18 protein-coding genes and 1 other annotated feature are annotated in these 24,780 nt (G+C 29.4%); of the genes, 13 read left to right on the forward strand and 5 right to left on the reverse strand.

Annotation, left to right across the window (positions count from 1 at the left end; genetic code table 11):
• Positions 1-439 precede the first annotated feature (439 nt).
• The 4 genes from BR69_RS0104405 to BR69_RS0104420 all read left to right on the forward strand — a co-directional run bounded on the left by BR69_RS0104405 (position 440) and on the right by BR69_RS0104420 (position 10,184).
• A complete protein-coding gene (locus BR69_RS0104405; protein ID WP_027632104.1) occupies positions 440-4,723 on the forward strand; it encodes a 2-hydroxyacyl-CoA dehydratase in 4,284 nt (1,427 codons plus the stop codon).
• Positions 4,724-4,786: 63 nt separating this feature from the next.
• Positions 4,787-5,005, forward strand: a binding site (T-box leader).
• Between the two features lie 106 nt (positions 5,006-5,111).
• On the forward strand, positions 5,112-7,754 hold the full coding sequence (locus tag BR69_RS0104410) for a valine--tRNA ligase (RefSeq protein ID WP_027632105.1): 2,643 nt from the start codon (positions 5,112-5,114) through the stop codon (positions 7,752-7,754).
• A 406-nt stretch (positions 7,755-8,160) separates the two neighbouring features.
• Positions 8,161-8,592, forward strand: coding sequence for a hypothetical protein (locus BR69_RS0104415; protein WP_027632106.1), 432 nt, complete (start codon positions 8,161-8,163; stop codon positions 8,590-8,592).
• Between the two features lie 275 nt (positions 8,593-8,867).
• The gene (locus BR69_RS0104420) at positions 8,868-10,184 is read left to right on the forward strand and encodes a bifunctional folylpolyglutamate synthase/dihydrofolate synthase (protein ID WP_242840655.1); all 1,317 of its coding nucleotides are present in this window, start codon (positions 8,868-8,870) and stop codon (positions 10,182-10,184) included.
• 30 nt (positions 10,185-10,214) lie between these two features.
• Here BR69_RS0104420 and BR69_RS0104425 read toward each other — a convergent pair whose 3' ends face one another.
• Positions 10,215-10,463, reverse strand: coding sequence for a TIGR03905 family TSCPD domain-containing protein (locus tag BR69_RS0104425; RefSeq protein WP_027632108.1), 249 nt, complete (start codon positions 10,461-10,463; stop codon positions 10,215-10,217).
• Between the two features lie 164 nt (positions 10,464-10,627).
• Here BR69_RS0104425 and BR69_RS0104430 point away from each other — a divergent pair, with 164 nt between their 5' ends.
• The gene (locus BR69_RS0104430; RefSeq protein WP_027632109.1) at positions 10,628-11,506 is read left to right on the forward strand and encodes a YncE family protein; all 879 of its coding nucleotides are present in this window, start codon (positions 10,628-10,630) and stop codon (positions 11,504-11,506) included.
• On the opposite strand, the gene BR69_RS0104435 is transcribed toward BR69_RS0104430, so the two are convergent.
• Positions 11,507-12,034 carry a DUF4364 family protein gene (locus BR69_RS0104435; protein WP_027632110.1) on the reverse strand — a complete coding sequence of 176 codons (528 nt, stop codon included), beginning with the start codon at positions 12,032-12,034 and terminating at the stop codon, positions 11,507-11,509.
• Between the two features lie 242 nt (positions 12,035-12,276).
• On the opposite strand from BR69_RS0104435, the gene BR69_RS0104440 reads away from it, so the two are divergent.
• Complete coding sequence (locus BR69_RS0104440) at positions 12,277-13,032, forward strand: polysaccharide deacetylase family protein (protein ID WP_027632111.1); 756 nt, start codon at positions 12,277-12,279, stop codon at positions 13,030-13,032.
• A 148-nt stretch (positions 13,033-13,180) separates the two neighbouring features.
• Positions 13,181-13,852, forward strand: a complete 672-nt coding sequence (locus BR69_RS0104445; protein ID WP_027632112.1) for a single-stranded DNA-binding protein — start codon at positions 13,181-13,183, stop codon at positions 13,850-13,852.
• Positions 13,853-13,892: 40 nt separating this feature from the next.
• Here the strand turns inward: BR69_RS0104445 and dapD are convergent, their stop codons facing one another.
• Complete coding sequence (gene dapD, locus BR69_RS0104450; protein WP_027632113.1) at positions 13,893-14,603, reverse strand: 2,3,4,5-tetrahydropyridine-2,6-dicarboxylate N-acetyltransferase; 711 nt, start codon at positions 14,601-14,603, stop codon at positions 13,893-13,895.
• A gap of 418 nt (positions 14,604-15,021) precedes the next feature.
• Between dapD and BR69_RS0104455 the strand changes: the two genes are divergently transcribed.
• The 3 genes from BR69_RS0104455 to BR69_RS0104465 all read left to right on the forward strand — a co-directional run bounded on the left by BR69_RS0104455 (position 15,022) and on the right by BR69_RS0104465 (position 20,504).
• Positions 15,022-16,155 (forward strand): pyridoxal phosphate-dependent aminotransferase, encoded by a 1,134-nt coding sequence (locus tag BR69_RS0104455; RefSeq protein ID WP_027632114.1) that lies wholly within the window; start codon positions 15,022-15,024, stop codon positions 16,153-16,155.
• A 395-nt stretch (positions 16,156-16,550) separates the two neighbouring features.
• Positions 16,551-18,266: a peptide ABC transporter substrate-binding protein gene (locus BR69_RS0104460; protein ID WP_027632115.1), complete on the forward strand. Its 1,716-nt coding sequence runs from the start codon at positions 16,551-16,553 to the stop codon at positions 18,264-18,266.
• A gap of 522 nt (positions 18,267-18,788) precedes the next feature.
• Complete coding sequence (locus BR69_RS0104465; protein ID WP_027632116.1) at positions 18,789-20,504, forward strand: peptide ABC transporter substrate-binding protein; 1,716 nt, start codon at positions 18,789-18,791, stop codon at positions 20,502-20,504.
• Between the two features lie 42 nt (positions 20,505-20,546).
• Here the strand turns inward: BR69_RS0104465 and dapB are convergent, their stop codons facing one another.
• Positions 20,547-21,308: a 4-hydroxy-tetrahydrodipicolinate reductase gene (dapB, locus tag BR69_RS0104470; protein ID WP_027632117.1), complete on the reverse strand. Its 762-nt coding sequence runs from the start codon at positions 21,306-21,308 to the stop codon at positions 20,547-20,549.
• 21 nt (positions 21,309-21,329) lie between these two features.
• Positions 21,330-22,208 (reverse strand): 4-hydroxy-tetrahydrodipicolinate synthase, encoded by an 879-nt coding sequence (gene dapA / locus BR69_RS0104475; protein ID WP_027632118.1) that lies wholly within the window; start codon positions 22,206-22,208, stop codon positions 21,330-21,332.
• A 140-nt stretch (positions 22,209-22,348) separates the two neighbouring features.
• Between dapA and BR69_RS0104480 the strand changes: the two genes are divergently transcribed.
• The 3 genes from BR69_RS0104480 (at position 22,349) to hslO (ending at position 24,329) form a co-directional block, all read left to right on the forward strand.
• Positions 22,349-22,612, forward strand: a complete 264-nt coding sequence (locus BR69_RS0104480) for an alpha/beta-type small acid-soluble spore protein (RefSeq protein WP_027632119.1) — start codon at positions 22,349-22,351, stop codon at positions 22,610-22,612.
• Positions 22,613-22,683: 71 nt separating this feature from the next.
• Positions 22,684-23,424, forward strand: coding sequence for a class I SAM-dependent DNA methyltransferase (locus BR69_RS0104485; RefSeq protein ID WP_027632120.1), 741 nt, complete (start codon positions 22,684-22,686; stop codon positions 23,422-23,424).
• 17 nt (positions 23,425-23,441) lie between these two features.
• Positions 23,442-24,329: an Hsp33 family molecular chaperone HslO gene (gene hslO / locus BR69_RS0104490; RefSeq protein WP_027632121.1), complete on the forward strand. Its 888-nt coding sequence runs from the start codon at positions 23,442-23,444 to the stop codon at positions 24,327-24,329.
• Positions 24,330-24,780: the final 451 nt, after the last annotated feature.

Here is a 24,780-nt window from a genome sequence, read left to right on the forward strand (position 1 = left end):
TTCATATTTATTACAGAAATGAAAAATAATCAATAAAGTATATGTAAGTAAGGAAAAATATATATTATTAAGGTTAAAGGTTTTCAAACATATATAAGTTATTTTATATATGTAAATCCTTAATATTCTAAAGTTGACTATAAATTATTAAAGTGATATTATTATACTTAAAATTAGAATATTTTTACATATATTACGGCAAACTCATAACCTGCGGTATATATTATAAACACCACTGTGCACTAAGTTTGCAGTGGTGTTTATGAATTTAAATATATTAAAAATTAATAAAATATGGAATGTTGAAATTAAGAATGAATAATATAAAGTAAAAGATTATAAACATTTGTATTTATTATACAATTTAATAGCTAATCCTTAATATAAAATATAAAAAGTTCATTTCATTATTAGGGGTAATCGAGAGGTGAATAAAAACATGGATAAAAGTTTTAATTTAGGCTTAGATGTTGGATCTACAACAGTGAAATTAGTATTATTAGATGATAATGAAAAAATTATTTATAGCAAATATGAAAGACATTTTTCTGATATAAGAAAAACTATTATATCCTTAATAAAGGAATGTTATAAAGTTTATAGTGGGGATATAACTATAAGCGTCACAGGATCTGGAGGATTATCTGTTTCAAAATGGTTGGCGGCTCCATTTATCCAAGAGGTTATTGCTTGTTCAAAAACAGTAGAAACTCTTATAAAAGAGACAGATGTGGCAATAGAGCTTGGAGGAGAAGATGCTAAGATAACTTACTTTACTGGTGGAGTAGAGCAAAGAATGAATGGAACTTGTGCTGGAGGAACAGGTGCCTTTATAGACCAAATGGCCGTTCTTCTTGAAACAGATGCCTTAGGACTTAATGAAATGGCAAAGGGCCACAGTCATATATATCCAATAGCTGCTAGATGTGGGGTATTTGCTAAAACTGATGTACAACCTCTTATTAATGAGGGAGCAAGAAAAGAAGACATCGCTGCCTCTATATTTCAAGCCGTAGTAACTCAAACTATAAGCGGCCTTGCTTGTGGAAAACCAATTAGGGGAAAAGTTGCCTTCCTTGGAGGACCCTTATATTTTTTATCAGAGCTTAGAAAAAGATTTATTGAAACCTTAGAATTAAAGAAGGATGAAATAATCTTTCCAGATAACTCTCAACTATTTGTTGCTATAGGTGCTGCCTTAAGTTCTAAGGAAGAAAAGACCATATCTTTTCATTCATTAATAGAAAAGCTTAAGGATTTAGAAAATGTAGAAGAGAGAGAAATTGATAGATTAAATCCTTTCTTCTCTAACGAAAAAGAATACAATGAGTTTAGGGAAAGGCATGAAAAAGCCAGGATAAAGAGAAAAGATATATCCTATGTTTCAGGAAACTGCTTTTTAGGAATAGATGCCGGATCTACTACAACTAAGGTAGCTCTAATAGATGAAGAGTTTAACTTAATATATTCTTATTATGGAAATAATAATGGGAAGCCCTTAGAGCTTACAATTGAAATATTAAAAGATATTTATAATAAGCTTCCAGAAGGTGCTGAAATTAAAAATGCCACAGTTACAGGATATGGAGAACAATTAATTAAGGCAGCATTAGGAGTTGATATTGGAGAGGTAGAAACTATAGCTCATTATAAAGGAGCAGAATACTTTTTAAAGGGAGTAGATTTTATTTTAGATATTGGTGGACAAGATATGAAATGTCTTAGAATATCTAATGGAGTTATTGATAGCATTCAGCTTAATGAGGCTTGTTCTTCAGGATGTGGATCCTTTATAGAAGGTTTTGCAAAATCTTTGAATTTATCTATTGAAGATTTTGCAAAGGAATCAATTTTTGCAAAGAACCCTGTAGACCTTGGATCAAGATGTACTGTTTTTATGAATTCTCGGGTAAAACAGGCGCAAAAAGAAGGGGCTAGCAGGGGAGATATTTCTGCTGGACTTAGCTATTCTGTAATAAAAAATGCTCTATTTAAGGTTATAAAATTAAGAAACCCAGAAGAAATTGGTGATAAAATCATAGTTCAGGGAGGAACCTTCTATAATGATGGAGTTTTAAGAGCTTTTGAATTAATATCTGAAAGAGAAGTTATAAGACCAGATATTGCAGGACTTATGGGCGCTTTTGGAGCAGCAATTATATCAAAACAAAGATACAAAGAAGGTGAAAACTCATTATTAAAAAAGGACTTAAGTGAATTTAGTATAGAAACAGAGATAAGAAGATGTGGGTTATGTAATAATAACTGTATGCTTACTGTAAATAAGTTTAGTGATGGCAATAGTTTTATATCTGGGAATAGATGTGAGCGAGGGGCTGGAGTGGAACTTAAGAAAGAAGCAGAACCTAATATTTATGATTATAAATATAAAAGGGTTTTTTCATACCCTGCCTTAAAAAAAGAAGAGGCTTTTAGAGGAGTAGTTGGAATACCAAGAGTTTTAAATCTATATGAAAATTATCCATTTTGGGCTACCTTCTTTAAGAAACTTGGATTTAGAGTAGAGCTATCTAGAAGAAGTTCTAAGAAAGTTTATGAAATGGGTATAGAAACTATCCCTTCAGAATCTGTATGTTATCCTGGTAAAATAGTTCATGGCCATATTATGGACCTTGTAAATAAAGGTGTTAATTTTATTTTCTATCCTTGTATCCCTTATGAAAAAAAGGAGTTCCAGGGTAGTGATAATCATTATAATTGTCCTATAGTAACTTCCTATCCAGAGGTTATAAAAAATAATATGGATGTTTTAAAAGAAAAAAACATATTGTTTAAGAATCCATTTATTTCTTTAGATAATAAGGAGAGACTATTACCTCGTCTTTATGAGGAATTTAAAGATTTTGACATAAGTAAAAAGGATGTTAAATCTGCTTTAGAAGAAGCATGGATTGAGCAAGAAAACTTTAAAGCAGATATAAGATCTAAAGGGGAAGAAATTATTAAATACCTAAAGGAAACTGGAAAAAAGGGGATTGTTTTAAGTGGGCGTCCTTATCATATAGATCCAGAAATAAATCATGGTATTCCTAACATAATTACTTCTTTTGGTATGGCTGTACTTTCTGAGGATAGTATTTGCCATTTAGGAGATTTAAAAAGACCTTTAAGAGTAGTTGACCAATGGGTATATCACTCTAGGCTTTATGAGGCAGCATCTGTTGTTGCAAATAGTGATGATTTAGAACTTGTTCAACTTAATTCCTTTGGCTGTGGTCTAGATGCAATAACCAGTGAGCAAGTGGAAGAAATTCTTCATAGAAAAGGTAAGATATATACTTTACTTAAAATAGATGAAGGTAATAATTTAGGAGCAATTAAAATAAGAATAAGATCATTAAAAGCTGCTCTTAATGAAAGAAAGTATAATAACTATATTCCAAAGGATAAAGAAGACGTTGAGGAAAGAAAGTTATTTACTAAGGAAATGAAGAAAAAATATACAATATTATCTCCAGACATGTCTCCTATACATTTTAGATTATGTGAAGAAGTGTTTAATACTCATGGATATAACCTGGTAGTTTTACCTTATAGTGATAAAAGAGCTATAGATGAAGGATTAAGATATGTAAACAATGATGTATGTTATCCATCTATACTTACTATAGGCTCTATAATAAGTGGACTTAAATCTGGAAAATATGATGTAAGTTCTACAGCAGTTATTATTTCTCAAACTGGAGGAGGATGTAGAGCTACAAATTATATAGGTCTTCTTAGAAAGGCTTTAAAGGATTCTGGATTTGAAAATGTGCCAGTTATTTCTTTAAATGCTGGAGGCCTTGAGAAAAATCCTGGCTTTACCATTACACCTTCTTTTGCAAAATCTTTAGTACTATCAATTTGCTATGGGGACTTACTTATGAGATGTCTTTATAGAACAAGACCTTATGAGAAAGTTAAAGGAAGTTGTAATAAACTTTATGAATATTGGAATAAAAAATGTATAAAAACTTTAAAAAGTGGCGGATATTATAGATATAAGAAAGATGTAGAGGAAATAGTTAAAGATTTTGATAATATTGAGTTATTGGATATAGTGAAGCCAAGAGTAGGCCTAGTTGGGGAAATTTTAGTTAAATTTCATCCTCTTGCAAACAATAATGTAATATCCATTGTAGAACAAGAAGGAGCAGAAGCTGTGGTTCCAGATTTACTAGACTTTTTCTTATATTCAGCCTTAGATAATGATTTTAAATATAGATATTTATCTGGTTCTAAGAAAAATCAAATCTTAGGCCTTGGAGCAATAAAGCTACTAGACTTTTATAGGAAACCTATTATTAATAGTTTAAAAGAAAGCAAGAGGTTTACTCCCCCATCAAGTATTCATGTATTAGCTGAAAAGGCTAGTAAGATACTATCCCTTGGAAACCAAACTGGAGAAGGATGGTTTTTAACAGCAGAAATGATAGAACTTATTGAAGAGGGAGCAGGAAATATTATATGTATGCAGCCTTTCGCATGTCTTCCAAATCATGTTACAGGTAAGGGGATGCTTAAAGCTTTAAAGGAGAAATATCCTAAGGCTAATATTGTTGCAGTAGATTATGATCCTGGCTCTAGTGAGGTAAACCAGTTAAATAGAATTAAACTTATGCTTAGTTCCGCCTTTAGAAACTTAGATAAGGATGAGTATACTGAAGAAAAAAACATGGAAATAGAAATAATTCCAAGTAACCTTAATTTAAATTTATAAATTAATAGGAAATATCTTGACATTAATATAAATAACATTATAATAAGATATATAAATTTATAGAGAAAAGCTAAGAAAAAGAGGAGTAAAGATATAATAGATTTTTTTAGAGAGGAATTCCCTTGGCTGTAAGGTTTTCTAAAATCTTTATCTTGAAGGTAGCTTTTGAGCTTCTTTGATGAAATTATAGTAGTCAAAGACGGTTTTTATCGATCGTTATTTGTTTGAGAGCCCATTATTATGATGGGAAAAAAGGTGGTACCGCGAGTCTTCGTCCTTTTATAGGATGAAGGCTCTTTTTGTATTTTAAAATAATATTAATACTGTATTTTTAAAATTTAATTACAGCTTATTAGTTATTATATAAACTTTTAAAGGAGGAATATAAATGGAAAACAATAAAACTTTAGCTACTACTTATAATCCAAAAGATTTTGAAGAAAGATTATACAAGACATGGGAAGAAAATAAATATTTTACTTCTAAGGTGGATAAAACTAAGAAACCTTTTACTATAATAATGCCACCTCCAAATATAACAGGAAAACTTCATTTAGGTCATGCCATAGATAATACTCTTCAAGATATATTAATAAGAACTAAGAGAATGCAAGGCTATGAAACTTTATGGCTTCCTGGGCAAGACCATGCAAGTATTGCAACAGAAGTTAAGGTTGAAAATGAGCTTTTAAAGCAGGGTCTTAAGAAAAAAGAAATGGGAAGAGAAGCCTTCCTTGAAAAGGTTTGGGAATGGTCAGAAGAATATAGAGAGAAAATAAGAAAGCAACTTAAAAAGCTGGGTGCTTCTGCTGACTTCTCTAGAGAAGCATTTACAATGGATGAGAATTTAAATAAAGCTGTAAGACATGTATTTGTTAAATTATATAAGGAAGGGCTTATATATCAGGGAGATAGAATAACAAACTGGTGTCCAAAATGTGAGACTGCCTTATCCGATGCAGAAATAGAACACAGTGAAAGAGAAGGAAGCTTCTGGCATATAAAATATCCTGTAGTAGGATCAGATGAATATCTAGAAATAGCTACTACAAGACCAGAAACTATGCTTGGAGATACTGCAGTTGCAGTTAATCCTAAGGATGAAAGATATGCTCATTTAGTTGGAAAAACTTTAATGCTTCCTCTTGTAAATAGAGAGATTCCTATAATAGCTGATGATTATGTTGACTTAGAGTTTGGTACAGGCGCCGTTAAAATAACTCCTGCCCATGACCCTAATGATTATGAAGTTGGATTAAGACATAATCTTCCTCAAATAAGAGTTATGAACGATAAAGGAATAATAAACGAGCTTGGTGGAAAGTATGAAGGTCTTGAAAGATATGAGGCAAGAAAAACTATAGTTGAAGATCTTGAGAAAGAAGGATACTTAGTTAAGATTAAACCTCATAGCCACAATGTAGGATACCATGACAGATGTAATACAGTAGTTGAACCTATAATATCTAAGCAATGGTATGTAAAGATGGAATCTCTTGCAAAACCAGCTATAGATGTAGTTAAGGATGAAAAGATAAAATTTGTTCCAGAGAGATTTGAGAAAATTTATTATAACTGGATGGACAATATCCAGGATTGGTGTATCTCTAGACAGTTATGGTGGGGACATAGAATTCCTGTTTGGTACTGTTCTTGTGGAGAAATAATATGTGAAGAGGAAGCTCCAACATCTTGTCCAAAGTGTGGAGGAAATAAACTTGTTCAAGAAAATGATGTTCTTGATACTTGGTTCTCTTCAGCATTATGGCCATTTTCAACCTTAGGCTGGCCAGAGAAAACTGCAGATTTAGATTATTTCTATCCAACTTCTGTTCTTGTTACAGGATACGATATAATATTCTTCTGGGTAGCAAGAATGATATTCTCAGGACTTTACAGTATGAAGGAAATACCTTTTGATACAGTGTTAATGCACGGTATAATAAGAGATTCAGAGGGAATCAAAATGTCTAAGTCTCTTGGCAATGGAGTAGACCCATTAGATGTAATTGATGAGTATGGTGCTGATGCATTAAGATTTATGCTTGTAAATGGAAATGCTCCTGGAAATGACATAAGATTCTATCCAGAAAAGGTTGAATCTGCAAGAAACTTTGCTAATAAGATATGGAATGCTTCAAGATTTATAATGATGAATCTTGATAGAGAACTTATGGATAAGTATAAAGACCATAAGGACTATACTTTAGCTGATAGATGGATTTTATCTAGAATGAATACCATAGTTAAAGAGGTTACAGACAATATAGATAAGTTTGAACTTGGTATAGCTCTTCAAAAGATTTATGACTTTATGTGGACAGAGCTTTGTGACTGGTATATAGAATTAGTAAAACCAGTTTTCTATGGAGAAGACGAAAAGCAAAAGGGTATAGCATATAATGTTTTATATACAGTTCTTACTAATGGTCTTAAATTACTTCACCCGGTTATGCCATTTATAACTGAGGAAATATATACTCATTTAAATGCAGATGGTGAATCAATAACTATAGCTAAGTGGCCAGAATATAGTGAAGATCTTAAAGATGAAAAATCAGAAGAAGAGATGAACTTTATAATAGAAGCTATAAAATCTTTGAGAAACCTTAGAGCTGAGATGAATGTTCCACCTTCAAGAAAAGCTAAGATAATAGCTCTAGCTTCAAAGGAAGCAGAAGCATCATTTAAGTCAGGGGTTACTTACTTTGAAAAGCTTGCCTCAGCATCTCAAGTAGAGTTTATAACAAGCAAAGAAAATTTAGAAGATAATTTAGTTTCATTAGTTGTAAGTGGTGGAGAATTATTTATGCCTCTTCTTGATTTAGTTGATAAAGAAAAAGAACTTGAAAGATTAAATAAAGAAAAGGAAAAGCTTTCTAATGAAATAGAAAGAGTAGATAAAAAGCTTTCTAATGAAAAATTTGTATCAAAAGCTCCAGAAGCTGTTGTTAATGAAGAAAAAGCTAAGGGACTTAAATATAAAGAAATGTTAGAAGCTGTAGTATCTAGAATAGATGCATTAAAGTAAAAACAATATTATAAAAATAAGTATTCTTTCAATATAATTAAAACTCCTTATGCTAAAGCCAGTAATTATCAATAATTACTGGCTTTGTTTTATATGTCCAAATATAAGAATATCATTAAAATTATAATTAAATAGATGCCCTTTTTTAAGGTATATCTATTTAATTATTTATTATATGGCCTCAAGCTAATAAGCACCTTGGTTAAGCTATATAAAAAGAGGCTTATCTCAAAGTTTCATTATATCTTAGAATAATTACACAGACTAAATAGTCTTATATTTAACCCTAAACCTTTAATTTTATGGATTCATAGCTATATATGTATATTATACGGAATATCCGTTGCTAATAATATCTACTAAAGTTATTATATAGATGAATATAACTATTAAAGGAGCTGAATATATGAGTAGTTTTTTGTTAATAGCTAATCTTATTTTAGCAGTACTTTGTATAGTTTTCATAGTAAAAAATATACTAGTAAAGTACAGGACTAGTAAAAGTAAACTTAAATTACCAATAGTTATAATCTTAATAATAACTTCTTTAATCTTATCATTAGTAGGATTATATAAAGGATTTTTTTTAGATGAACAAAAGTTAACTCTTAAAGCACAGCTTCCAAAAGCATATGGGAGAATAGTTGATGGCATTCCTGAGGAGGAAAATATAAAAAAATATCTGGAAGAAGTTGAAAAAGAAATAGATAAACTTAAACTCCCAACTATCCTAGGGTATGGATCTTTTTTACTTGCATTTGCTACCCAAAAAAGCATATTTAAAGAAGAGAAAAAAAACAAAGGAAAGGGATTATGGGATTTAAATAAGTTTAAATAATAAAGACAAAAGAGGGTTGATATTATATATTATCCCTCTTTTTTCCTTATTAGGATATCTAGGTCTTTAAATCGCTTTATATATTAATCTTAATCCACCATTGTGTGGAACACTTGTTCTTTCTGCTATTATTTTCTTTCTATTTACTTATATATTAAATATATGATTAAAATTTATGTTTTATTACATAAATTTTAGATATCATATGGAAGATTAAAAATATAAAAGTTATAATAAATATAGTGTTTTCTAGTAAGTAATAAGGAGATGACTAAATGGATAATATAATGAGTTATGAAGAAGCCATGTTATATATAAATAGTGTAGGTAAGTTTGGAAGCAACTATGGACTAGAGAGAACAGAGAGGATTTTAGAACTTCTTGGAAACCCTCATAAAAAAATAAAAACAATACATATTGCTGGAACTAATGGAAAAGGATCTACAACTGCTATTATAAGTAAAATTTTAATAGAGTCAGGCTATAAAGTAGCTATGTATACCTCACCTTTTCTTGAAGAATTTGAAGAAAGAATGCAGATTAATGAAGAGAATATAAAAAAAGAAAGATTAGCTGAAATAATAACTAAAGTAAAAATAGCTGTAGATATAGTTATTAAAGAAGGGCTAGATCAGCCAACAGAATTTGAAATAATAACTTGTGGTGCATTTTTGTACTTTTATGAAGAAAAAGTTGACTATGGGGTTATTGAGGTAGGCTTAGGTGGAAGGCTTGATTCTACCAATGTATTAACTCCTTTAGTAAGCGTTATAACATCTATAAGCTATGATCATATGAATATACTAGGAGATAATATTAAAGATATAGCAAAGGAAAAAGCAGGGATTATAAAAGAGAATGTTGATGTTGTAGTATATCCTAATAATGAAGAAGTTATGGAAGTCATAGAATTAAAAGCTAAGGCTATGAATAGCAATGTAATAAAAATAAATGAGGATATGTGTGAATTTAAAGAAGTAGTTTTAGAAGAGTCAAAAGTTAAACAGCTTGTAGAATTTACAATTTTTAATGAAAGGGTAGAAAAAACACTAAGTCTTCTTGGTATGCATCAATGTCTTAATGCTCAAGTAGCCTTAAAGGTTGTAGAATTCCTAATAAAAAAGGACAAGGCTAATATAACTAAGGAAGATATAACTAAGGCTCTTAGAAGTGTTACATGGAAAGGACGTCTTGAAATAATAGATGTAAATCCAATGGTGGTTATAGATGGAGCTCATAATCTAGATGGGATAAAGAAGCTTAAAGATAATGTAGAGAAATTTTTTAAATATAATAAGCTAATTTTAATTCTTGGAATATTGGCTGATAAGGATGTGGAAGATATGGTTAAAATAATATCTCCTATGGCCCATAATGTTATTGCTGTAACCCCTCATAGTGATAGAGCCCAATTAGCAGAAGAATTAAAAACATATATATACCCACATAATATTAATGTTGTAGCTATTGAAGACTATAAAACTGCCTATGAAGAGGCTTTAAAAAATAGTGCTAAGGAAGATCTTATATTAATAAGTGGTTCCTTATATATGATTGGAGATATGAGAAAAATTTTAAAGAGCAATAAATAAAAGAAGCTGTATATTTATATACAGCTTCTTTTATTTATTCTCAGCAAATTGAGAAAGTGCAATTGCTAATTGATCAGGACAAGAAGTATTTTTAGGACCGCAAGTTATACCTTTAAGTCTACTAATAACTTCTTCTATCTCCATACCAACAACTAGCTTTGATATTCCCTGTAAATTTCCAGGACATCCTTTTTCAAAATTAACTTCTTTAATTTTATTATCTTCAATTTCAAAAGTGATTTTTTTAGCACAAACTCCACTAGTTTCGAAAGTATACATTATAAGATTCCCCCTTTTAATTAAACAAGTTTATTATATGAGAAAAAGTTTTCATTGTCCATATATATTTATAATTCGTATAGCTATAGTGAGTGTGAAAAAATTTAATAACCCTAAGGATTTTAATTACATATATTAATAAAGAGCTAGGGGGGATGTAAAGAGTGAAGAGTATTTATGTATGTAATACATTATCAGATTATATATCTAGTATAAATATCCAAACATTAAAGGAAAATAAAATTTATATTAGAGATAGAAATGTAAAAAAAGGTCCTTATGGAATTTGTTTATGGTGCGATAAGCTTTTAGTTGCCAATAGTTTTAGTAATACCCTATCTAAAGTAAATACATTAAATGAAAGAGTAGAGGAGGATTATTATATAGGGTCTAGGCTAACAGATGTAAAGGTATATGACAATATAGCATATGTAACCTGTGGTGAAAACGATAATATTATATTATTTGACTTAATAAAAAATAAAATAATATACCAAATATCATGTGGAATAAATCCCACCAATATAGGTATATTTGAAAACTTATCTCTTGGGTTAATTACAAATATGATGGGTAATTCAGTTTCTATCTTAGATTTAAAAAAGAATGAAGTTGTAAAAGAAATAAATGTAGGAGAATATCCGACAAAATCCTATATATATAAAAGTGATTATTTTATATGTTGCGAGAGTAATTTAGGAGAAGATAAAACTGGGAAGATTGTGATAAGATCAATAAATAAAGGGGAGGCTATAAAAGAGATAACTGTCGGGAAATCTCCTGTAGATTTTTATTATGACAATAACCTGGATATGATATTTGTTAGTAATTTTGGAGAAGGAAGCATAAGTTTTATAGATTTAAATAACTTTGAAGAATTTAAAAAAATTTATATTGGAGGAATGCCAAGAGGGATACTTAAAAAAGGAAGATTTCTTTATGTGGGGGATAATTTTAATGATAGTCTCATAATAGTAGATATATTTACAAATAATAAAAAAGTCATCCCTATTGGAAAAGATCCCAATGGAATGACCTTTTAATTAGCTAGGAATTAAAAGAGTTATGATCTTATTATAAATATCTGAAGAGTTATCTCTCCAATTATTGCATAAGGCTATAGCTTGTTTGTTAGTAGCTACATTAACCTTTATATCCATAAGTAATGACTCATTTTCCATAGCTTTTAATTTTACAATATAGGAATTATCTTTATCTATTGTATAGTCGGCAGTTATAGTAAGTTCTTTTTTTATCTCTTCTAATTTTGAGCTTATGTATTTTTCAATAGATAAAATTTTGTTAGGAGATATTCTATCTTTAAAAAAAGAAAGAACTTTATCTCCTTTTTCTGTTAGAAATATTAATTTTTTTTCATTACGTTCTTCATATCTCAAGAATTTAGAATCAACTAACTCAGATATATATTGTTGAAGTAAAAAATAATTTATAAAACTATTCTCAAGAATAATATCTGTAAGTTGGCTATTGGATATTGGTATTTTTATATTCTTAATTATATAAAGGAGCAATAGCTTATTCTCTGCTAATTCCGTTGTATTTTCATGCATTAATATCCCACCCTCCAAGATAAAATCAATGTAATATATTTGATTATATCACAAAATTTTATTTATGGTTAAATCCTCTAAAAATAATATTAGGGGATTTTTATTTTAGAATTAATTTTCATCCATAAATATTATATAATATTTATTCACAAAATATAAGATAATAGCTTTTAAAAAGAATTATATATCAAAAAAAGTACATATTATATATGTAGATTATCACAAAAATAGGGAGGAAATTTATGAAAATGAAAATACCTACTAGAAAAATAATAATTTTTTTGATATTATTGGTTATAATAAATAGTTTTATTTTTCAGATTATTATGCTAAATGTAGGAGCTGCTACTAAAAACAATCCTATTTATAGTGTAGAAACTGAAAAAAGGGAAGTAGCCATAACCTTTGATATGAATTGGGGAGAAGATTATACCTTAGAAATTCTAAATATATTAGATGAATTTAATGCTAAAGCAACTTTCTTTGTTATAGGATCTTGGATAAATTATTCTGAAGACAATATGAATATATTAAAAGAAGTTAAGAAAAGAGGACATGAAATTGGAAACCATTCCAATACTCATGCAGATTTTACAAAAATCTCTAAAGAGAAAATTTTAAAAGAGATATATGTTACTGAAGAAAAACTTAAGGAAGTCACAGGTGAGGGAAGTCACAGTTTTAGGTTTCCAAGTGGTGCTTATGATAATAAAAGTTTAGAATCAGCAAATTCCACAGGTCTATATCCTATTCATTGGAGCATTGATAGTATTGACTGGAAAGAGCAAGGAGAAGCTTTGGAATATAATAGGGTTATAAAAAATTTAAATCAAGGAGATATAATATTATTTCATACAAATGCTAAATATACTCCCAGTAATATAAGAAAACTTCTTCTCTATTTAAAGGAAAAAGATTATAAATGTGTAAAGGTAATGGACCTTATTTACAAGGATAATTATATTATAGATATGAATGGAAAACAAATACATAATTAATCTTGAAATTGTTAATATAAATGTATTATAATGGAAGAGTGTACATTAGAAAGATAAAATACACAAAATTTAAGTAATATTTATTTATTTTTATTAATATCTTAGTGATGTAAGAGAAAATTATAAACCAAGGGAGAGAGGGGTTAAGATGGATAACAATTTATTTTTAAACAACAAAATTTACTTAGAGGGGACAGTGGCTTCAAAACTTTCTTTTAGCCACGAGATGTATGGAGAAGGCTTTTATAACTTTCAACTTGAGGTAATAAGGCTAAGTGACACAAAAGATATGCTAAATATAACTGTTTCAGAAAGATTAATAACTAATTTAGACTTAAGTATAGGATCCGATATTATTGTAGATGGTCAGTTAAGATCATATAATAAATTTGTAGATGGATCAAATAGATTAATACTTACTGTGTTTGCTAGAAACATAGAACCATGTATAGAAAGAAGTAAGAATCCAAATGAAATATTCTTAGACGGATATATATGTAAAGAACCTGTTTATAGAACAACACCATTTGGTCGTGAAATAGCTGATGTATTATTGGCTGTAAATAGAGCATATAATAAATCTGATTATATACCAACTATAGCTTGGGGTAGAAACTCTAGATTCTGTCAAACATTATCTGTAGGAGAGAATATAAGAGTTTGGGGAAGACTCCAAAGTAGAGAATATCAGAAAAAGGTTAGTGATGATGAAAGTATAGTTAAAATTGCTTATGAAGTATCCATATCTAAAATGGAAAGAGCAAGTAAAGAAAATGCTGCTGAGGAGAATGAGGAAGCTCACGTTGAAGGAGCAGTATAAAAATAAGAAAAGCTAATCCACTGGATTAGCTTTTTCTATATTATTTTCTTAAATCATTCATAAGCTGAGTTTTATCCTTAGTTCTATCATCAACATTCTTTATGATTTTAGCAGGAACTCCAGCTACTACAACACCTTCTGGTACATCTTCAGTAACAACAGAACCAGCAGCTACTACTGATTTTCTACCAATCTTTACTCCTTCAAGGATTACAGCATTAGCACCTATCATTACATCATCTTCTATTTCACAAGGAGTTTTGCTAGGTGGCTCTAAAACTCCAGCAACTACAGCACCAGCTCCAAGGTGAACTCTTTTTCCAAGCTTACCACGTGCACCAACTACAGCATTCATATCTACCATAGTACCTTCACCTATTTCAGCTCCTATGTTAATTACAGCACCCATCATAATTACAGCATTTTTCTCTATCTTAACTCTGTCTCTTATAATGGCACCTGGCTCTATTCTTGCATCTATACCAGTTAAATCAAGCATAGGTATAGCAGAATTTCTTCTATCATTTTCTATTCTATAATTTTTTATATTATCCTTGTTATCATTTAAAAAAGTAGATATTTCTTCATGCTCTCCAAATAATATGTAAAAATTATTTTCTCCAAAACACTCTATGTTTTTCATATCACAATCCTTTAAATTTCCGTTAACATAAACCTTTAAAGGAGTAGATTTTTTAACTTCCTTTATGAAACGAGCTATTTCATAAGGATCTGTAAAATTATAATTCATTTATAATCATCCTTTCTAAATAAGAATTATCTTATATGCTAAAAATTATTATAATAGATATAAGACTTTATTAAAAGGGTTTTTCATAAATAATTGATTATTTATGAAGATAAGAATATAATTTACTAAATAAGTCCCACTTATTTAGTATAATAAATATTGGTTTAAATTTAAAATAAATATAACTAGTATTTAAAATCTAAAAATTAAAAACTAGTTTCTTAAACTAATACTTTTAATAGAATAACTTAATTATTAAAAATATTAATTCTAATAAAATATAGTATATATCATAGAAATAATTAATATAGTAATCTTAAATAATAATAGGTACATCTATAAGAGTACTTAAGGAATATAAATTATTACATAAAATATTCTTAGCTAAGGATTTAATTATTATTAGGAGGAAATAAGAATGAATACTAATGTAAAAAATATAGAGATATCGGGAATAAGAAAGTTTTATAATAAGGTAATACAGGTTCCAGATGCAATATCTTTAACTTTAGGACAACCAGATTTTAAGGCTCCTTTAGTTGTTAAGAATGCTATGATAAAAGCCTTAGAAGAAAATAAAACTGTTTATACCCCTAATGCCGGAATACCTGAATTAAGAAAAGAGATAAGTAAATACTTAGAATCTATGAGTATAAACTTCTCCCCTGATGAAGTATGTGTAACTGTAGGAGGGAGTGAGGGGCTTTATGCTACCTTCCAAGCCATATTAAACCCAAAGGATGTAATACTTGTTCCAAACCCTGCATATCCAGCCTATAAGGCAATAGGAGCATTAATAGGGGCAACAGTTATAGAATATAACTTAGATGATAAGTTTTCAATAGATTTAGATGATCTTAAAAATAAAATTAAAGAATTTAAACCAAAAGCAATGGTGCTATCCTATCCAAGTAATCCCACAGGGGCAGTTATGGAAAAAGCATTAAAGGAGAAACTCTATTCTTTATTAAAAGATGAATCCTTATATATAATTAGTGATGAAATATATGCTTCTCTTTCTTATGAAGAAGAATATTATTCTCTATGCCAATATGAGGATTTAATTAATAGATGCATATATGTAAGCGGATTTTCTAAAATGTTTTCTTTAACTGGACTTAGGATTGGATATATATGTGCTAAAGATCATATATTAAAGGAAATTATGAAGGTACATCAATATAATGTGTCTTGTGCCCCCTCTATTGCTCAATATGGAGCTTATGAAGGACTTAAAAATGCCATGGAAGATGCAGAGTCAATGAAGAAGGAATTTATCCTTAGAAGAGATTATGTTTACAATTATTTAATAAAGTTAGGTTTTAAAAGTGATAAGCCTAAGGGAGCATTCTATATTTTTCCCGATATATCTACATTTCAACAGAATAGCGAAATTTTTTGTAACAATATGTTAAATTCTGCTAAGGTGGCATGTGTTCCAGGAAGTGCATTTGGTAGTAGAGGGGAAAATCATATAAGAATTTCTTATTGCTGTTCCATGAAACAATTAAATGAATCTTTAGAAAATATAGAAAAATGGTTATATGTTTAATTATATATTCTTAAATAGTCGTTAATATATAATTAACATATTAAAAATGAAATTATATTGAAGTCATCTTTCAAATATGATATATTTAACATAAATCACAGAAAGTTAATAATTATGTGATTTATGTTAAATATTAATAAGCTTATTCATAACTTATATATCCAAGTATAAATACCCCAAAAATCTTAAGAAAACCTTCCCATGCTTTAATTACAATGCCTATACCTAATTACTTGGCTAATAGTGTTTCACTTCATTTAAGCATGAGATTTTAACTTTCATATGATATACAGTTAGTTTCTAAAGAATATTCCTAAAAATGAAGAACATAAGAAAAAGTATTTTTATAGAAAAGGTTATCTAAATGCATATATTGATGGAAGGGGATATATCTCATGAAAACAAAAAAATGGTTAAGCTCTTTATTAATTGCCACAACTTGTTTTTCCACAGCAGGAGCTTTAGTTGGCTGTGGTAGTGATAAAGATGATAAAAAGGAACCTACTGCAAATAAGGACGAAAATCAGTTCCTAAAATTAATTCTAATAGAACCTCAAACCCTAGATCCTAATGAAGCTGCTGATATGGATACATTTACAGCTTTAGGTGCTGTTCAAGAAGGGCTATTTAGAGCTCAGAGGACAGAAGATGGACAAGAAAAAATAGTTTATGCTGCAGCTAAGGAACATAAAGTATCTGATGATGGATTAGTATGGACATTTAAACTAAGGGATATGAAGTGGTCTGATGGAAAGGAAGTTACAGCTCAACACTTTGTAGACTCATTTATTAGATTATTAAATAAAGATAAGGCTTTCCCATATGCTTATTTTGCATATGATATAAGAAATGCTAAGGAATATAATTTAGGTAAAGCTAAGGCTGAGGATGTGGCAGTTAAGGCTAAGGATGATAAGACCTTAGAAATAACTCTTGCTAACCCAACTCCTCATTTCCAAAAGAAACTTATAATGTCAGCTTTTTACCCTATAAGATTAGATGTTATAGAAAAGGGTGGAGATAACTGGAATTCAGATATAAGTAAACAGGTTTATTGTGGTCCTTATACAATAAAAGAATGGACAAAAGAGAATAGTATAACCTTTGAAAAAAATCCAAACTATTGGGACAAGGAAAACGTATTCATAAATACGGTATATATGAATGCTATGCCGGAATTCTCAACCCAAGCACAGCTTTTTGAAACCCAGCAGCTAGATGTAACTGGTTCAAGACAAGAATATGTAGAAAAATGGACAAAATCTGCTGATGAAGGTAAATGGAAATTCCTTAAAGAAGATGCCCCACAATCAGACTATTTTGGTTTTAATATGAAGAATGGTGGACCAAGCGGTATTATGAAGAATCAGAAAATACGTAAAGCCTTATCACTAGCCTTTGATAGGGAGGAGTTCTTAAATGTATTATATGCTAGATATACTCCATCCACTGGATTAATTCCTAATGCAATAACTTCTAACGGAAAAGAGTTTAGAAAGGAAGTCCCACAGCCATTAAAGGAAGACTATGATAAATATAAGGGGAATAAGGACAAGTTACAAGAGCTATTTAAAGAAGGGTTAAAGGAATTAGGTAAGGATACTAATAATTTAAAAGATATAAAAGTTAAATATATAACTTCTGGTAAAAACGCCTTTGCTACCCAAATGCAGGAATGGTTTAAAGGACAATTTGAAAAGAATCTTGGTATAACCTTTGATATAGAAATTTTAGGTGATTCAAAATTATATAGTCAAGCTAAAAAAGAATTAAAGTTTGATATGTTATGGTTAGGATGGGTAGGAGATTTTAATGATCCTTTAACCTTCCTTGAAATATGGGAAAGTACTAGTGGTACTAATTTTACTGGCTTCTCTAATAAAGAATATGATGATATATTAACTAAATTAAATGGTGAAATAGATGAGAGTAAAAGATTTGAGCATTATAAAAAACTAGAGAATATATTAGTTAAAGAAGAAGTTGGAATATCCCCAATATTTTATGGGGACAATAGAAGGTTTATACAAAATTATGTTAAAAACATGCAATATCCACTATTTGGACCAACCTATGAGTGGAGATGGGCTTACACTGAAGGTAGACCATAAGATAGAAAAAGCAGTAGAAATTATTTCTACTGCTTTTTCTATCTTATTATATAAGAATTTTTTATTGATGTTCCATGAAATAATTAAATAACCCTTTAGAAAATATATAAAAATGGATGGATATTTAATTATATATTCTTAAATAGTCGTTAATATATAATTAACATATTAAAAATGAAATTATATTGAAGTCATCTTTCAAATATGATATATTTAACATAAATACCATAAAATTAATGATTATATGATTTATGTTAAATATTAATAAGCTTATTCATAACTTATATATCCCATTATAAATACACTAAAACTCTTAAGAAAGCCTTTCTATGCTTTATTTGTAATAACTTGTCACTACTTACTTTACTAATCTTAAAATTTACTTTATTTAACCATGATGTGTTAACTTTCATATGATATACAGTTAGTTTCCAAAGAATATTTCCTAAAAATAACATAAGAAAAATATTTTTATAGAAAAGGTTATCTAAATGCATATATTAATGGAAGGGGATATAGCTCATGAAAACAAAAAAATGGTTAAGCTCTTTATTAATTGCCACAACTTGTTTTTCTGTAGCAGGAACTTTGGTGGGCTGTGGTAGTGATAAAGATGATAAAAAGGAACCTACTGCAAATAAGGATGAAAATCAATTCCTAAAATTAATTCTAATAGAACCTCAAACCCTAGATCCTAACGAAGCTGCTGATATGGATACATTTACAGCTTTAGCTGCTGTACAAGAAGGATTATTTAGATCTCAGAGGACTGAAGATGGACAAGAAAAAATAGTTTATGCTGCTGCTAAGGAACATACAGTATCTGATGATGGACTAGTATGGACATTTAAACTAAGGGATATGAAATGGTCCGATGGAAAGGAAGTTACAGCTCAACATTTTGTGGATTCAATTATTAGATTATTAGATAAAGATAAGGCTTTCCCATATGCCTATTTTGCCTATGACATAAAAAATGCTAAGGAATATAACTTAGGTAAGGCTAAGGCTGAAGATGTTGCAGTTAAGGCAAAGGATGATAAGACCTTAGAAATAACCCTTGCTAATCCAACACCTCACTTCCAAAAGAAACTTATAATGGCAGCTTTTTATCCTATAAGATTAGATATTATAGAAAAGGGTGGAGACAACTGGAGTACTGATATAAGTAAGCAAGTATATTGTGGTCCTTATACAATAAAAGAATGGACAAACAAGAATAGTATTACCTATGAAAAAAATCCAAATTATTGGGATAAAGAAAACGTGTTCATAAATACAGTATATATGAATGCTATGCAAGAGTTCTCAACCCAAGCCCAGCTTTTTGAAACCCAGCAGCTAGATGTAACTGGTTCACAACAAGAGTATGTAGAAAAATGGACAAAAGCTGCAGAGGAAGGAAAGTGGAAATTCCAGAAAGAAGATGCTCCAGCATCAGATTATTTTGGTTTTAATATGAAGACTGGAGGTCCTAGTGGGGTTATGAAAAATCAAAAAATACGTAAGGCCTTATCACTAGCCTTTGATAGGGAGGAATTTTTAAAGGTATTGTATGCAAGACATACCCCATCCTATGGAGTAATTCCTAAGGCAATAACTTCTAATGGAAAGGAATTTAGAAAAGAAGTCCCTGAACCACTAAAGGAAGACTATGATAAATATAAAGGTAATAAGGACAAGTTACAAGAGTTATTTAAAGAAGGATTAAAGGAATTAGGTAAGGATACTAATAACCTAAAAGATATAAAGATTAAGTATATAACTTCTGCTAAATCAACCTATGATAGCCAAATTCAAGAATGGCTTAAGAACCAATTTGAAAAGAATCTTGGTATAACCTTTGATATAGAGATTTTTGGTGATTCAAAGCTATATCGTAACGCTAGAAAGGAACTTAAATATGATATGATATGGTTAGGATGGGTAGGAGATTTTAATGATCCTTTAACCTTCCTTGAAATATGGGAAAGCACTGGTGGTACTAATTTTAATGGTTTCTCAAATAAAGAATATGATGATATATTAGCTAAATTAAATGGTGAACTAGATGAAGGTAAAAGATTTGAGCATTATAAAAAATTAGAAAGTATATTAGTTAAAGAGGAAGTAGCTATAGCTCCAATAATGTATGGAGATAATAGAAGATTTATACAAAGTTATGTTAAGAACATGCAATACCCACTATTTGGACCAACCTATGAATGGAGATGGGCTTACACTGAGGGGAGACCATAAGATAGAAAAAGCAGTAGAATTATTTCTACTGCTTTTTCTATCTTATATATTATCTAGGTTAATCATATTATCCATGTTATATAATCCAGTGCCTTTGCCTATCATAAATTCTGATGCCTTTAGTGCTCCATGGGCAAAAACATCCCTTGATATAGCCTTATGAGTAAACTCTAGAACTTCACCAGCTCCAGCAAATATTACCTCATGGTCTCCAACTATATTTCCGCCTCTAATTGCATGGACTCCTATTTCATTTCCTTCTCTCTTTTTAATACCTTCTCTTCCAAATACATATTGAGTTTCATCCATTAGAGAATCTTTAATTGTATCAGCTAATAAAAGAGCAGTTCCACTTGGAGAATCCACCTTTTGATTATGATGCTTTTCAATTATTTCTATATCAAAGTTTTCATATAAAAATGGAGAAACTCTTTTTAAGACTGCATTTAAAACATTGATTCCTATACTCATATTAGCAGATCTAAAGATTGAAGTATTCTTTGAAGCTTCATTAATATATTCTAATTGCTGAGGAGTAAACCCAGTACTACATAATACTACTGGTACCTTATTTTCTATTGAATACTCCATTAAATCTTTTAAAGCCTCAGGTCTTGAAAAATCTATTATAACATCTACTTTTTCTTTAACATCATTAATAGATTTATATACAGGATAGTTATTTAGTACCTCTCCACTTCTATCAACACCACAGACAATATTTAAGTTTTCATATATCTTAGTACATTGAGTTACTACTTGACCCATCTTTCCATTACAACCATTCAATAGTATATTAATCATATTGTCCTCCATTCCTAATTTCTATAATAAGTTATTTTTCTTTAATTCGTCTTTTAAGAATTTTAAGTTTCCTTCCACCATTTCACATAAAGGAAGTCTTAATGCTCCTACGTTTTTACCCATTAAATTTAATGCTGTTTTTACTGGAATAGGATTGGTTTCTACAAATAAAGCATCACATAAGGATAGTAAATCTAATTGAATATCTAATGCTTCTTTTACCTTTCCATCCATATATAATTTACACATATCATGGGTTTCTTTTGGTTTTATATTAGCCAGCACTGATATTACTCCAACTCCACCCAAAGCTAAAACAGGTATTATTTGGTCATCATTTCCAGAATAAATGTCTATTTTATCCCCGCATAAAGATTTCATCTTTGCTACTTGAGACATATCTCCTGAAGCTTCCTTAATTGCTACTATATTTTTTAAGTTAGTAAGACTTAATAATGTGTTTGGAGTTATATTCATACCAGTTCTTCCAGGAACATTGTAAACTATTATAGGGGTATTAACCTCTGTATCTATAGCTTTAAAATGCTCTATAAGACCTTTTTGAGTAGTTTTATTGTAATAAGGAGTAATTACAAGTAATCCATCTATTCCAATAGTTTCAGCCCATTTACTCATTTCAATAGAAGCTTTAGTGTTATTACTTCCAGTTCCAGCAATTACAGGGATTCTTTTATTTACCCTATCTACTACATATTTAATTGTGTCTTTTCTTTCTTGTTCAGTCATAGTAGAAGCCTCACCAGTAGTTCCACATACAACTATGGCATCAGTATTTTCTTTTATATGCCAATCAACTAATTCTCCTAATTTATTAAAGTCAACACCATCTTTGTTAAAAGGAGTTATTATTGCAACACCCGATCCTTTAAATAATGTCATATAAATACCTCCATATAAAAATTTTGTATCTACTTACATTATATATTCAAAGGGTTAAAAAATACATAGGATTATTAAATTTAATTTTTTAGGCAATACTACTTAAGGAAAGGAAAATTTTTAGAAAAGGGGAGAACATAATGGGAAAAACACCACTAAAGAAAGTTATAAAAGCTAAAATTAAAGCTAATAAAGAATTAAGTAGTGAAGAAATGTTAAGAGAAAAATTAAAATATGAAATTGCAGAGGAGCTTGGACTAAAAGATAAGGTAGATGATATGGGGTGGGGAGGCCTTACAGCTGAGGAAACAGGTAGAATAGGAGGCCTTATGACTAAACGTAAAAAAACTATGCATCTTCCAAGTAATGATGAAATTTTAAAAAGAATAAAAAGACATAGTTGACTATACTCCCAAAAGTTTATACTATAATATAGAGTTAAACCTTAAAATTTCCACTATTAAGGGGGAGAGATATGGAAAGCTATGGAGAGTTATCCTCTATATATGATGAACTTATATACGAAGATATTAACTATAATGAATTTTATAATTGTATAATGAATCTTTGCAGAGAATATAAGATAGGTAATGAAAATTATCTTGATTTAGCCTGTGGTACTGGAAACCTTTCTAGACTTCTATGCAAAGATTTTAAAAATACTTATTTAGTAGATTTATCTGAAGAGATGCTTATGGAGGCTACTGAAAAAATTAGAAAGGAAAAGATTAATAGCACTATACTTTGCCAAAACATGTGTGAACTTAATCTTAATAAATCCTTTGATTTAATAACTTGCTCTTTAGATTCTACTAATTATATTACAGAAGATAATGATTTAGAGGATTATTTTTCTTCTGTCCACAAACATTTAAAAGATAATGGATTATTTATATTTGATATTAATTCTTATTATAAGCTTAGTGAGGTTCTAGGAAATAATATATTTACCTATAATAGTGAAGATGTTTTTTATACCTGGGAAAATATTTTTGAAGATCACATTCTAGAGATGAATCTTACGTTTTTCTTAAGAGAAGGGTTTTTATATAAGAGATTCGAAGAGCAACACCTAGAAAGAGCTTACACTACTGAATATATAGATACTTTACTTGAAGATAAGGGATTTAAAATATTAAAAAAGTTAGATAATTATGGATTAGAAACAATAAGTGATACTACTGAGAGAATTACTTACGTAGTTTCAAAAGGCTAAAATTGGGAGGTATTTTTATGACAGATAAACTAATTAGAGGAACAGCAAAATCAGGAGAAGTAAGATTTATAGCAGCTTCAACAACAAATCTTGTTAATGAAGGAACTAAGGTACATAATTGTAGTGCCACAGCCTCTGCCGCTCTTGGAAGACTATTAACAGGAGCTAGCTTAATGGGTACTATGTTAAAGAGTGATAAAGATAGCTTAACCTTACAAATAAATGGAGGAGGACCTTCAAAAGCATTAGTTGCAACAGCTTATGCCAATGGAAAAGTAAAGGGCTATATAGGAAATCCATCAGTAGATCTTCCTCTTAATAGTAAAGGAAAGCTTGATGTAGGAGGAGCAGTTGGAAAAAATGGAAACCTATATGTAATAAGAGACATGGGGCTTAAAGATCCATATATAGGACAAGTACCAATATATACTGGAGAAATTGCAGAAGATTTAGCTTATTATTTTACAGTTTCTGAACAAACTCCATCTGCTGTAGCTTTAGGAGTATTAGTAGATAAAGATTTATCTATAAAAGCTTCAGGTGGATTTATTATTCAAATGATGCCTGGTGCAGATCCACTACTTGCTGATCTTATCACTTATAGATTAGAAGATCTACCATCAGTAACTGATATGCTAGCAAAAGGAATGACCATAGAGGAAATTATTAAGGAAGTCTTTGATGGAATGGAACCAAAAATAATGGAGGAAATGGAACCTTCATTTACATGTGATTGCTCAAGAGAAAGAGTAGAAAGAGCTCTTATTAGTATTGGAGAAAAGGATCTAAAACAGATTTATGAAGATGGTAAAACCGAGGAGTTAAAGTGCCATTTTTGCAATAAGTCCTATGAATTTAATCAAGAAGAAATAGGTAAACTTTTAGAAAGAGTCTCTAAAAAATAAAGTAACTAAAAATAATTTAAGTTTTTACTCAAGATGGATTTTGTATTAATTAATCTAATTGATATAAAGCTTTTAAAATAACTCTAATTCTATATATGAATACTTTTAAGTAAGGGTATAACATTAGAGTTATTTTATGAAGCTATCTATTATAGAACTGAATTTTCTAGTTTTAAAAAATAATTCTTAATATATTTAATAAATGTAACTAATTAAAAAGTTAAAGTCACCATAGTTGCAATATTTTTACATAAACACTTAACTTATACGTTAAAAATATCCTTGCTTTATATTTTTTTGCTAGATGTTCAAAAGTTAATTTATACACCTGATGACTCAAGATAAATCAATAAAAGATAAATCAATAAAAGTTAAATAAATAAGTTAAAAATTATTCTTAAATCCCTATATAAGGTTTAATTTATTTATATTATCTATTTTAATACTTAAA

The organism is Clostridium hydrogeniformans DSM 21757 (genome assembly GCF_000686705.1).
Classification (GTDB): Bacteria; Bacillota; Clostridia; order Clostridiales; family Clostridiaceae; genus Clostridium_Z; species Clostridium_Z hydrogeniformans.